Source organism: Microcystis sp. LE19-41.2A (genome assembly GCF_027530405.1).
GTDB lineage: Bacteria > Cyanobacteriota > Cyanobacteriia > Cyanobacteriales > Microcystaceae > Microcystis > Microcystis aeruginosa.
Genome location: NZ_JAPZQJ010000025.1, coordinates 1 through 11,249 on the forward strand (window position 1 = coordinate 1; position 11,249 = coordinate 11,249).

Consider the following 11,249-nt stretch of genomic DNA (forward strand, 5'->3'; position numbering starts at 1 on the left):
CAATCCTTATCTGGCAAGAGATTTAATTGATTAGTTCGCTCCAGATCGCAAACAATTGACAAAAATTGCGGCAATGTCTGTCTCTATAAAGGTTTCATTCCTTATAACCCCGTCCATTGCATAAGACAAACCGAAGAACCGATTTTTCTAAAATTACTATTTCTATTTTAGGTGGTTTAAGTGCGTTTTAGCTTATTATCAAAATTAGCCACAGCAAGAGGATTTAATGGCGAGACTTGTGGCCATAGTTTAGGACAATGATTAGACTTAGAGAAAGCCTTAGATTTATGAAAGGTTTCCCTGATTTGTACCCACTAACGGGGCATCAGAAATTCTCTTAATCCCTCCTACAGCATAGGTTATGACCTTGTGTCAAAGGGGAAGTCCAGTCATAAAATCATCGAGTTCTAACTGCGCCACCGTAAAATTTGTGCTTTAATGGGGTTGACAAAATCCCGTTTTTCTGCTTGAGATTTTTCGTATTCTTGCTTGAGGCGATAATACCATTTGGCCTGGGTATCGGCATCATCAATTAACATCAAAGCTGGATGATAACTAAGTCCTTCCTGTTGTTTAATCACCACATCGCGATCCTGTTTGAGGAATTGTCGAGTTAAATAACGCAAAAGAGGGGTTAAAAATGCCAACCAAGGGATCGTATAGTATAAACTTTGATGGACTTCGCAGTGATTTTCATCGATGGGAGTAATTGCCGTAAAAGCACAGGCCAAATACCGATCACCTCGTAGTATTTCTGTACGCACCGAGGGCAATTCAAAAACAATTTCAATCGATACTTTATTACCCAAAATTTTATAGGGTTTCGCACTTACGGGCATATCATAGGGAGCAAGACGAAAACCGAGGGGAACAGGTTCGTATTGTTTTTCTTTGACCCGAAATTTGCGTGGACCGCTGCGCCACCACCAAGAAGTATGAACGTAGGGACCGTGGGCCGGATCCATCAATCCCACCACTGCATGGTCAATATTGCAGTCAAAAGTGATAGTTTCGGCTATTTTGGGGGTAAGTTTGCCAAAATCGGCAATAGTCGGCACAGGAGGCAGATTTTCTTGATTAATTTCTCTTTTTGAGTCTGCCGGAATAAACACCCAGATATGACCTTGTATTTCACGACAGGGATAACTGGTGACGCAAATTCTGCTAATATCAAGGCGATCGTGTTCCGTTAATGAGGGGATCTCAGAACAAACGCCATCGCTAGTATTAAATTTCCAGCCATGATAGCAACAGTACACCCCATCCCCTTCAATCCAGCCATGGTGTAGCGGAATGCCACGATGGGGGCAAATGTCCCGCAATGCGAACACTTCTCCATCCTCTCTCCTACCGACAACAATCGGTTCACCTAGCATTTTTTTGGCCATTAGCTGACCGGGTTTAAGTTTATTTGCCGGTGTGGCCACATACCAAAAGTCGCGCAGTAAGCTAGTCATAGGGTTTGTCTGGAGAGCTTCGATCGTTCATCCTATCATCAGAAATGAAGGTTATGACCAAGACTAGGGCAGATAATTTATGGACGTAACTGGATTCGAACCAGTGACCCCATCGATGTCAACGATGTACTCTAACCAACTGAGCTATACGTCCGCACGAATTGTTATTATAACACGATTGCTTCTAATTAGGCAAGCCCCTAGGCAATAAATTGATAGCCAATTAACTTATAAATTAACTTGGCAGTGGTAAATTCTGAGACCACCGAATCACTAATCGGGGCCAATTCCATCACATCACAGCCAATCACCTGATGAGTTTGGAAAAGACGACGGAGAAAGCCTAGGGTTTGATGCCAACTTAACCCCCCCGGTTCAGGTGTTCCCACCCCCGGAATTAAAGCCGGATCTATGCCATCCACGTCTATGGTTAAAAATACCTTCTCGGTGCTAATTTTGGCGATCGCTTTTTCGATCCAATCCGGATCCCTGGCGATATCTCGATCCCAAATTACGGGAATCTGCTGTTTAGCGATTAATTCCGCTTCTTCTCGACAAATAGCCCGAATTCCCACGGGTAAAGTCGGTAAACCCATTTCTAACACCCGACGCATCACACAGGCGTGGTTATGGTGCGATCCTTCGTACTCAAAACGCATATCGCCATGGGCATCAATTTGAACCACCGTAAAAGGGTCCGATAAAGCTTGTCGATAAGCTTGTACTACTCCCGTAGTGATAGCGTGTTCACCCCCGACGGCGACGACAAATTTATCATCGGCAATTAAACGCGAAACTGTAGCTGTGGTGACGGCTAACATCTCCTCGGCGGACAATTGCGGTTGCTGACGGGTATCGGCGATCGCATCATGGGTATAGATGCCCACTTCTAAACAGGTTTCCCTCTTAAGTTCCTCGTCATAGGCTTCCAATTGTTGGGAAGCAGTAATCACCGCCGCCGGTCCAGTTTCACAACCCTTGCGATAGGTGGTGGTGGCCTCGTAGGGAATCGGCAGGATCACGGCCTTAGCTGTGGCGTAAGTGGCGATCGCTTCACTACCTAAAAATTGTTCGCTACCGGTGGCGCCAGACAATAACATGGGCAAGTCACAGAAAATTTTAGTCCAACCTTCTATTATAAATATTTTGACTATTTTTGTCTATCTCAACTGACCCCAAACATATCTACTGTAATAGCAAAAAACCCTTATCCATCAATAGATACATCCCTCGATTTCTCGCTCAAGATTGGTTTGCTGCGGGCGATAATCTGGAAATATAGCCATCAGTTAGGCTGCTTCATACTGCTGTAACAAAAAACAACTATCCCCCGATAGCGATCGCTAAAGGTCGAATAATTATAAATTTTTGTCAAGGGGTGCGGTCAGATATAGGAGTCATCGCTAGAATGAGCCTAGTTGTCAGGAATTTAGTTAAACAAGGTTTTTGGCAAGATGCTAATCTGGCTAACAATATACACTGGAACGGCAAGGCGATCGGCTAGGTAGCAAAGGTTATCTGCGTCTGGTGAGCGGGAACGTTATGCCGCTCAACCCTTGCTGAAGGCACAGCCGAAAATCTAACTGTGAGACGTAGAGAGTTAAGACATGGATCAAAAGATTAAGGATATCATTGAGGTTGCTGATAAGCTGGAGTCACGAGTAAGTTCTCATTGGAATTTTTATACAGTTGCTGTCGTCGCAATTATTGGTTGGCTGGTTTCTTCCAAAAAAGACTTTTCACTTTCATATAGCCAAGCTCTAGTAGCAACAATTGTTTGCATTGGGTTTTTTATTGCAAATTTCTATGGAATACGTGCTGCAACAAAGAGAGTAATCGCAGTAGAAAGTGAACTTAATGCACTTGCGAAGAAAACGGAATTTGAAAGTGCTTTGCTCAAAAAGGAGTTATCGTATTCATCATCAACATTGCTACCTTCCTGGGTTCTGCATATATTTGTTGATATCATTGTTCTTTTCGTAATATGGTCAAGTGTAAAGAATTAGGTTTGAGCTGTAGGGTGCGTTCCCTAATGCAACTTCTACCGCTCCACCGATCGATTTTTGGGGAACGCACCATGCACATTGATTAAAGCTGTAAGTCTAGGCGTTGCTGAATCAAGGTATGAATGCCAACTGTGCATCGTATCCAAAAGTTAGTTTGGGTCTAGCGGCAAGATGTAGGCAGAGTAGTCAAGTGAAGTGTCCCATGCCTGAGCCTCACCTTGTATAGAGCCGACAAATGACTTTAGGATACAATGACGATAAAAGCTAGTAGCCAGTTGGATATATTTGTTATGGCATTAATATCCCGTGTTGTTCACAGTGATCCCGACATTCTAGGGGGAACCCCTGTTTTTGTAGGAACTCGTGTGCCGATGAGAACCCTACTTGATTATCTTGAGGCTGGTGATTCATTAGAGGTATTTCTAGACCATTTTCCCAGTGTCAGTCGAGAACAGGCGATCTCAGCCCTTGAATTAGCAAAGGAAATGTTGACAGCCTATGCGAATCCTGCTTGATGAATGCGCCCCACGCCCGTTAAAGCGTGAGCTTGCCGATTACGAGGTATGCACAGTTGTTGAGATGGGATGGTCAGGGAAAAAGAACGGTGAGTTGCTGAGGCTGATGAGTCAGGAGGGTTTCACGATTCTCCTCACTACAGATCAAAATTTGCGTTATCAGCAAAATTTACAGCAAACTGGAGTGGCAGTTATTGTTCTTGTAGCAACCAGCAACAAACTTTCTGACTTACTTCCCCTAATGCCAGATGCCTGTAGCGTATTAGATAAAGTCTCTCCAGGAGAAGTGATTGAAGTTGGAGGCTCCTGAAAGTTGTGTTGGCGAAAGCAGCATAACTCCGCATCCCTGGCGATATCTCGATCCCAAATCACGGGAATCTGCTGTTTAGCGATTAATTCGGCTTCTTCTCGACAAATAGCCCGAATTCCCACGGGTAAGGTCGGTAAACCCATTTCTAACACCCGACGCATCACACAGGCGTGGTTATGGTGCGATCCTTCGTACTCAAAACGCATATCGCCATGGGCATCAATTTGAACCACCGTAAAAGGTTCCGATAAAGCTTGTCGGTAAGCTTGTACTACTCCCGTAGTGATAGCGTGTTCACCCCCGACGGCGAGGACAAACTTATCATCGGCAATTAAACGAGAAACTGTAGCTGTGGTGACGGCTAACATCTCCTCGGCGGACAATTGCGGTTGTTGACGGGTATCTGCGATCGCATCATGGGTATAGATGCCCACTTCTAAACAGGTTTCCCTCTTAAGTTCCTCATCATAGGCTTCCAATTGTTGGGAAGCGGTAATCACCGCCGCCGGTCCAGTTTCACAACCCTTGCGATAGGTGGTGGTGGCCTCGTAGGGAATCGGCAGGATCACGGCCTTAGCTGTGGCGTAAGTGGCGATCGCTTCACTCCCTAAAAACTGTTCGCTACCGGTGGCGCAAGACAATAACATGGGCAAGTCACAGAAAATTTTAGTCCAATCTTCTATTATAAATATTTTGACTATTTTTGTCTATCTCAACTGACCCCAGACATATATACTACAATAGCCAAAACCCCTTATCTATCAATAGATACATCCCTTAACTTTTCTTGGTGTACCCGTGTTTATTGTAATATTTCTCAATGGACAGGGAGCGAGCATATTTGCTGAAACCGAGTTAGATTTATGGGGGGTTTCCTTGATTTCTACCAGGGAAGAGGGCATCAGAAATTCTCTTAATTCCTTCCAAGGCACAGGTTATGGCCTTTTGTCAAGAACGTCAGTTAAATTGCTTTTTTTATATAACTCATTCCCCCTTAATTGAATAAGTTGAGGGGGAATTTTATAGATTAATTTTCGGCTTCATTTTCTAAAATTTCCTGTAATTGTGAACGCAATGGAGTTAGATTATTTTCAATCGTCCGCCAAGCAATTGCCAATTCTACCCGAAAATATTCATGAAAAATGACATTTCGCATATCTCCCATTAAACGCCAAGGAATTTGAGAATAACGCAATTGTATCTCACTAGGAATATTTCTAGATGCCTCACCAATAATTCCTAAATTATAAAGAACTGCTTTAAGAGTCACTCGATTTGAGCTAAAATCTTCAAAGGTCATATTAGCCGTCCATTCCAAGATTTCATCAATGGATTCAATAATATCTTGAAGACGAAGTTGCCAATCTCTAAAAGGCATTAATCACATCCTTTAATACAGGTTGTCGTAAATGTTCTTTTAAAGAATCTTGAGTACCTAAATCAACAGAACATCCTAATATATCTTCTAAGTAAAGTCGTACCTCGATAAACTCAAATAACCCTACCGCTTTACTAAATTCTACCAATAAATCTACATCACTGTCAAAACGTGCTTCATCCCTTGCTACTGAACCAAATAGAGACAGAGATTTTACCCCTAGTTTTTCTAATTGTTCTCGGTGTTTTGCGAGAATTGTTAGTACTTCATCTCGTTTCATGGCTATTTCCTGAAATCTGATTCCTTCATTGTAACCTTAATGGTTGTCTCGTTGATATTGGCTCTCATGATGAAGTTTATTAAAATAGAAATTATTATTGAACTTAGAAATGCTCTGCCAGTGCCAAATACCACCATTAATTAGTTTGCTTAGGTTTTTCAAGTTGCTCTTTAACTAATTCTAAGGGAAGTTTTAACACTCTAGCAATTTGTTCGACGGTTAAGCCTTCTTTCATCAATTCTGTAGCGATTTCGAGTTTATATTCTTCTTCTGGATCAAATTTTTGTAATTGGTTTTCTGGTAGTTGATTACAGATATGACCTTTATTAATTTGGACACCGTTAACGACATTATTGTTAGCGACATTATAATAATACCTTCGCAGACTAGACCTAAGATTAGCTTTATTAACTTCTTCTCCTAAAATTTCCGATAAGGTTTTCCATAGCTTACCGGCTACATCCTTGACATATTTCTCGGAACGATGATGATTTTTAGCGATTTCTGTGTATTTTTGGTGATTAATCACCCCTTCTAAGATTTCAGACTGAACATCATCTAAATTCTCTCCTGTATAGGAAAAGATGAGATTATCAACAGTTGTAATTAAAGAGTGAATATCAAAATTGTTCATTTTTAAACACAGAGTCAAGATTAATAAGCTTTTACCCGACATTATATGACATTATAAGGTGTACGGTCAATTTAATATTATTTTTAGATTTAAGTTATTTTTCTTAATACTGCTTTATATAACTTTATATGACTTTAAAAGCCTTGAAGGAAAATTTCAACGTATTTAGAATACGGTGGTATTTTATATTGGAGGTGGGAAGTCACAAAATGCGACTTAAACCGTTTGTATTTATTGTATCTAGTTTCTTGAGTTCCTCTTTGTCCATGAATGCTCTTGCTATCAGCCTAGGTGGGGGTATTTCTGGATCTTATGAAATATTTAAAGGTATAATAGAGCCGTTCGATATTACAATTGATGGACAAACAATTAATACAGGATTAGTAAATTTTACACTAGATTCTTCAGAGTCTTCAAACTTTATTTTTGATTTTAATAATATGACTCATGCCTATGAAGCGAGTCTTTTGATAACAGCACCAGGATTAGATTTACTAGGTGCACCACCGCAAAGAATCACTGTCAGCTTAACAGGAGCAATAACAAGTACAGTACCAGATGATGTTATTCCTGGTTCAGAATTTGATTTAACAATTTTTTCTGAAACTCTAACAGGAGGTGGCGTATTTGAATCAGGACAATTATTATCAGGTTGGAGATACAATAATATTCAAATAAATACCACAAATGTTACCAATGTAAATGTACAAATAGGAAATGACAATAAAGCTGAAACGAAGTGTGATACCTCTAGTAAAGCTGAAGGAAGTGGACGAGTTGATGCTAACTTAACTGATCCTACGGGAAAACAAGTTATCCCTCTTACTGGACAAGGACAGACAAGTTCAGGTAATAATAAACTAAGCTGTCCACCTCCAAAAACATTAGAACCCACCTCAACCCTAAGTCTTCTTTCCCTGGGAATACTTGGTGCAGGTGCAACCCTAAAACGCAAAGTAAAACGCTCTCATTCAACCGAAAAAGAACCCAGTAACGTCGGTTAAATTGCTTTTTTATATAACTCATTCCCCCTTAATTTTAGACCAGTTGAGGGGGATTTTTATGCTCTTGCTTCTCCTTCTTGTATTTTTAACTGAATATTTGCTATAATAAACGAAGGGTAAGCATCAATCATCTTCAAGCGATAGAAACTATTATTGAGGAACGACAAAATGAACTTAGAAATGCTTGGACAAAACACTTCTCAAGCTGAAGTAACTCATATTTCTTCCCATGGAATATGGATTCTGGCAAACAATGAAGAAATGTTTCTTTCCTATCAAAATTTTTACTGGTTTCAAGATGTCCCTATTAGAAAAATTTTAAATATACAAGAGCCTTTTCCTAATCATTTTTATTGGCCAGATTTAGATGTAGATTTAAGCAAAGAAATTATTAAAAATCCTGAGAGATTTCCTTTAAAAGTTAAAGCCTAGTTTTTATCCTTAATTAAGTGCGATGCCGAAGGCACTGCGTAGCAGCACGCTGATCTTGTAGGGTGCGTTCCCTAAGGCAACTTCTACCGCTCCAGCGATCGATTTTTGGGGAACGCACCATGCACATTGATTATTGCGATCGCTGATCTTGTAGGGTGCGTTCATAAAATGTAACGCACCTTATTTTTATTGCTTGTCCTTCTGTATCCCATAGGATACACTTAAGGCATGATTGAAATTCGCCAGACCGAAACCTACTCTCAGTGGTTTAGCAATTTGCGGGATCGCCAAGCAAAAGCACTTATAGACATTCGTGTTCGTCGCCTGTCTATGGGCAATCCAGGCGATGTTAAACCAGTAGGAAAAGGTGTATCGGAACTGCGGATCGATTATGGCCCAGGCTATCGGGTGTATTTCATTCAGCGAGGCGAGACCTTGATCATCCTCTTGGCAGGAGGAGATAAGCAAACTCAAGAACGGGACATCAAAACAGCATTAAATTTAGCACAAGACTTATAGGAGATTTTCATGGCTACTATCCAAACCTATCCTTGGGATGCGGCAGAACATCTCGAAACAAAAGAAGATATAGCTGCATATCTTGAAGCAGCTCTTGAAGATGGCGATCCAAGCTTAGTGGTAGCAGCATTAGGTGATATTGCTCGATCTAAAGGGATGACACATATTGCCCGTGAAACAGGGTTGGGGCGTGAAAGTCTCTATAAAGCTTTGTCAATCGAAGGCAATCCAGAGTTTGCCACAGTTCTTAAGGTCTTACAATCACTTGGGTTACGCCTCCAAGTCGTACCAATTGCCTAACTTCACCGTTATACTGAATCGGTTTTTAATAGCATGATTAACTCCCAATCCCACTTTAAAAACCCGCTCCCTTTTCCCCACTTTCCACTCCCCCATACCTGTTAAACGGGATTTAGGATCAGAGCGATCGCTAGATTAAGGGTTAAGTAATGTTAAGATCATAATTCTTCATGAAGAAAGCGCATGATCGCCGAGTAACTGTAGCTAAAAATACCAAATTTTGCCCCAGTCACAATACATTAGGGATCAAGCGCATTCGATCGAAGCAGGAATTTTCTCCCCAGTATCTATGAATCAATCAGAAAGTTGTGGTAAGGTCTATCTCGTCGGTGCAGGTCCCGGAGATCCCGGTTTGTTGACCTTAAAAGCGAAAGTTCTCCTAGAAAATGCCGATGTTGTCCTCTATGATGCCCTAGTCAGCCCCTCGATTCTGACCATGATTAACCCCAGGGCCGAACAAATCCATGGGGGTAAGCGTCGCGGTCGTCATTCTCTAGTACAGGAGGAAATCACCGCTTTACTGATCGAGAAGGCCCAGACTAATGCTGTGGTTGTTCGTCTCAAGGGGGGTGATCCCTTTGTTTTCGGTCGCGGGGGTGAAGAAATGCTCGATCTGATTGCGGCTGGAATTAGCGTCGAGATCGTGCCGGGGATCACTTCAGGAATTGCCGTGCCTGCCTACGCCGGTATTCCCCTCACCCATCGCAATTATAGTTCTTCCGTTACCTTCGTCACCGGCCACGAGATGGCGGGTAAATATCGTCCTCAAGTTAACTGGTCAGCGATCGCCCATGGTGCGGAAACAATTGTTGTTTATATGGGTGTGCATAATTTACCCTATATTATCGGCGAGTTAACCAAGGCCGGCAGAAGTCCAGAAACACCGATCGCCCTGATTCGCTGGGGAACAACACCGCAACAACAGCAGTTAATCGGTACTTTCACCACGATTATGGACCAGATCGAAGCCACCGGCTTTGAAGCCCCAGCGATCGCTGTTATCGGTGCAGTGGTGAACCTTCACGATCTCTTGCAAGCGGGACAACCTTTGCTATCGAGGACAATCCCCCCCACCCCCATTTCTCCCTGATTCGGTTTCCATGCGTCAATATCAAAAATCCCTGACAATTGCCACCAGTCCCAAGAATTTCCATCGTCTCACTGCCCCCATAGAGGTGATCGTGGCTGAATCGGGCATAACGACGGGATTATGCAGTATATTTGTCTGTCACACCTCCGCTTCTTTGCTGATCCAAGAAAATGCCGATCCCGATGTTCTCACCGATTTGGCCAATTTCTTCGCCAAGTTAGTCCCGGAAGATAGCAGTCTCTACTATCACTCTACCGAAGGGCCAGACGATATGCCCGCTCACATTCGCTCGGTCCTAACCCGGACATCGGAACAAATCCCGATCGCTAGAGGTAAATTAGTTTTAGGCATCTGGCAAGGTATCTATCTCTGGGAACATCGTCAGAGTCGTCACCAAAGGCAAGTGGTGGTTCATATCACCGGGGTCTGAAGCGTTGCGTATAGTTTTGTAATAGAAACTTTACTCGTACCCCTCATCGGAGTAAGATTTTTTCCGTGTACGATCAAATTGTTCGCTTTTTGAACAAAGAACTTCATATTTCGTAACAAAAGGAAACAATTTATGCGAAAATTGTTCGCTCTGGCCCTGGTGCTATCTCTCTGGTTCACCTTTGCCGCTCCAGCGTCGGCTGACTTGTCCAATCTGACCCCTTGTAGCGAAAATCCCGCTTTCCTACAAAAAGCGAAGAGTTTCCGCAACACCACTCCTGACCCCGAATCGGGAGCCAAACGCGCTCAAACCTACTCCCAAGCTCTCTGTGGACCGGAAGGCTATCCGCACCTAATTGTGGATGGTCGTTGGGATCACATGGGCGATTTCTTTATCCCTAGCATCCTATTCCTGTACATTACCGGTTGGATCGGTTGGGTTGGTCGGGCCTATTTAATCGCCGTGCGCGACAGCAAAGATGCGGAAATGAAGGAAATCATCATCGATGTTCCCCTCGCTTTGAGCAAAATGTTAACGGGTTTTCTCTGGCCGTTGGCGGCTTTACAAGAGGCCACTTCCGGTAAATTAACCGTTAAGGATTCGGAAATTACCGTTTCCCCTCGTTAATTTTTGTGTCAAACCCTTGACTTTTTATTCCCTAGGAGAACTCAGATGGAAGGACTTACTAAATTTCTCTCGTCCGCACCCGTGTTAATTATGGCGCTGCTGACTTTCACCGCCGGGATTTTAATCGAATTTAATCGCTTTTATCCCGATCTCTTATTCCACCCGCTAGGCTAAAGGCAATCTCAGGTGATTAAAGGGGATACAGAGTCCACTGTATCCCTTTTTAAGGGCAACGATCGGAGGGACTGGGGGAATATTAAGAAAAGA

At 42.6% G+C, this 11,249-nt stretch carries 17 protein-coding genes, 1 tRNA gene and 1 pseudogene; 11 read left to right on the forward strand and 8 right to left on the reverse strand.

What is annotated here, in order from left to right; all coding sequences use genetic code 11:
- Positions 1-407 precede the first annotated feature (407 nt).
- From O9290_RS01050 to speB (O9290_RS01060), 3 genes are all read right to left on the reverse strand, one after another.
- A complete protein-coding gene (locus tag O9290_RS01050; RefSeq protein ID WP_052276830.1) occupies positions 408-1,457 on the reverse strand; it encodes a Rieske 2Fe-2S domain-containing protein in 1,050 nt (349 codons plus the stop codon).
- A gap of 80 nt (positions 1,458-1,537) precedes the next feature.
- Positions 1,538-1,611: transfer RNA gene (locus O9290_RS01055), tRNA-Val, on the reverse strand.
- Positions 1,612-1,657: 46 nt separating this feature from the next.
- Entirely contained in the window at positions 1,658-2,557 is a 900-nt protein-coding gene (speB, locus tag O9290_RS01060; RefSeq protein ID WP_288026122.1) for an agmatinase, read from the reverse strand.
- Between the two features lie 507 nt (positions 2,558-3,064).
- Between speB (O9290_RS01060) and O9290_RS01065 the strand changes: the two genes are divergently transcribed.
- From O9290_RS01065 to O9290_RS01075, 3 genes are all read left to right on the forward strand, one after another.
- Positions 3,065-3,463 (forward strand): hypothetical protein, encoded by a 399-nt coding sequence (locus tag O9290_RS01065; RefSeq protein ID WP_079209842.1) that lies wholly within the window; start codon positions 3,065-3,067, stop codon positions 3,461-3,463.
- Between the two features lie 251 nt (positions 3,464-3,714).
- Positions 3,715-3,978, forward strand: coding sequence for a DUF433 domain-containing protein (locus O9290_RS01070; RefSeq protein WP_002757287.1), 264 nt, complete (start codon positions 3,715-3,717; stop codon positions 3,976-3,978).
- Positions 3,962-4,288 (forward strand): DUF5615 family PIN-like protein, encoded by a 327-nt coding sequence (locus O9290_RS01075; protein ID WP_002757286.1) that lies wholly within the window; start codon positions 3,962-3,964, stop codon positions 4,286-4,288. Before O9290_RS01070 ends, O9290_RS01075 begins: the two co-directional genes overlap by 17 nt.
- A gap of 32 nt (positions 4,289-4,320) precedes the next feature.
- Here the strand turns inward: O9290_RS01075 and speB (O9290_RS01080) are convergent.
- From speB (O9290_RS01080) to O9290_RS01095, 4 genes and pseudogenes are all read right to left on the reverse strand, one after another.
- Positions 4,321-4,935 (reverse strand): annotated as a pseudogene (gene speB / locus O9290_RS01080) (agmatinase); the annotation flags it as partial.
- Positions 4,936-5,315: 380 nt separating this feature from the next.
- A complete protein-coding gene (locus tag O9290_RS01085) occupies positions 5,316-5,666 on the reverse strand; it encodes a HepT-like ribonuclease domain-containing protein (protein ID WP_002757284.1) in 351 nt (116 codons plus the stop codon).
- Positions 5,656-5,946 (reverse strand): nucleotidyltransferase family protein, encoded by a 291-nt coding sequence (locus O9290_RS01090; protein ID WP_002757283.1) that lies wholly within the window; start codon positions 5,944-5,946, stop codon positions 5,656-5,658. The genes O9290_RS01085 and O9290_RS01090 overlap by 11 nt, the downstream gene beginning before the upstream one ends.
- Positions 5,947-6,082: 136 nt before the next feature.
- Positions 6,083-6,580: a helix-turn-helix domain-containing protein gene (locus tag O9290_RS01095; protein WP_043998850.1), complete on the reverse strand. Its 498-nt coding sequence runs from the start codon at positions 6,578-6,580 to the stop codon at positions 6,083-6,085.
- 128 nt (positions 6,581-6,708) lie between these two features.
- Here O9290_RS01095 and O9290_RS01100 point away from each other — a divergent pair, with 128 nt between their 5' ends.
- The gene (locus tag O9290_RS01100; RefSeq protein WP_002757274.1) at positions 6,709-7,584 is read left to right on the forward strand and encodes a hypothetical protein; all 876 of its coding nucleotides are present in this window, start codon (positions 6,709-6,711) and stop codon (positions 7,582-7,584) included.
- A gap of 168 nt (positions 7,585-7,752) precedes the next feature.
- The gene (locus tag O9290_RS01105) at positions 7,753-8,016 is read left to right on the forward strand and encodes a DUF2442 domain-containing protein (RefSeq protein WP_002757272.1); all 264 of its coding nucleotides are present in this window, start codon (positions 7,753-7,755) and stop codon (positions 8,014-8,016) included.
- A gap of 9 nt (positions 8,017-8,025) precedes the next feature.
- On the opposite strand, the gene O9290_RS01110 is transcribed toward O9290_RS01105, so the two are convergent.
- Positions 8,026-8,181 carry a hypothetical protein gene (locus tag O9290_RS01110; protein ID WP_002757270.1) on the reverse strand — a complete coding sequence of 52 codons (156 nt, stop codon included), beginning with the start codon at positions 8,179-8,181 and terminating at the stop codon, positions 8,026-8,028.
- Positions 8,182-8,244: 63 nt separating this feature from the next.
- Between O9290_RS01110 and O9290_RS01115 the strand changes: the two genes are divergently transcribed.
- The 6 genes from O9290_RS01115 to psaJ all read left to right on the forward strand — a co-directional run bounded on the left by O9290_RS01115 (position 8,245) and on the right by psaJ (position 11,156).
- Positions 8,245-8,535 (forward strand): type II toxin-antitoxin system RelE/ParE family toxin, encoded by a 291-nt coding sequence (locus O9290_RS01115; protein ID WP_002757268.1) that lies wholly within the window; start codon positions 8,245-8,247, stop codon positions 8,533-8,535.
- Positions 8,536-8,544: 9 nt separating this feature from the next.
- On the forward strand, positions 8,545-8,835 hold the full coding sequence (locus tag O9290_RS01120; protein WP_002757266.1) for an addiction module antidote protein: 291 nt from the start codon (positions 8,545-8,547) through the stop codon (positions 8,833-8,835).
- Between the two features lie 289 nt (positions 8,836-9,124).
- A complete protein-coding gene (gene cobA, locus O9290_RS01125) occupies positions 9,125-9,925 on the forward strand; it encodes a uroporphyrinogen-III C-methyltransferase (RefSeq protein ID WP_288024947.1) in 801 nt (266 codons plus the stop codon).
- Between the two features lie 10 nt (positions 9,926-9,935).
- Complete coding sequence (locus O9290_RS01130; protein ID WP_288024951.1) at positions 9,936-10,355, forward strand: secondary thiamine-phosphate synthase enzyme YjbQ; 420 nt, start codon at positions 9,936-9,938, stop codon at positions 10,353-10,355.
- A 132-nt stretch (positions 10,356-10,487) separates the two neighbouring features.
- Positions 10,488-10,982, forward strand: coding sequence for a photosystem I reaction center subunit III (locus tag O9290_RS01135; RefSeq protein ID WP_002748906.1), 495 nt, complete (start codon positions 10,488-10,490; stop codon positions 10,980-10,982).
- Positions 10,983-11,027: 45 nt separating this feature from the next.
- Complete coding sequence (gene psaJ, locus O9290_RS01140) at positions 11,028-11,156, forward strand: photosystem I reaction center subunit IX (RefSeq protein WP_002738148.1); 129 nt, start codon at positions 11,028-11,030, stop codon at positions 11,154-11,156.
- Positions 11,157-11,249: the final 93 nt, after the last annotated feature.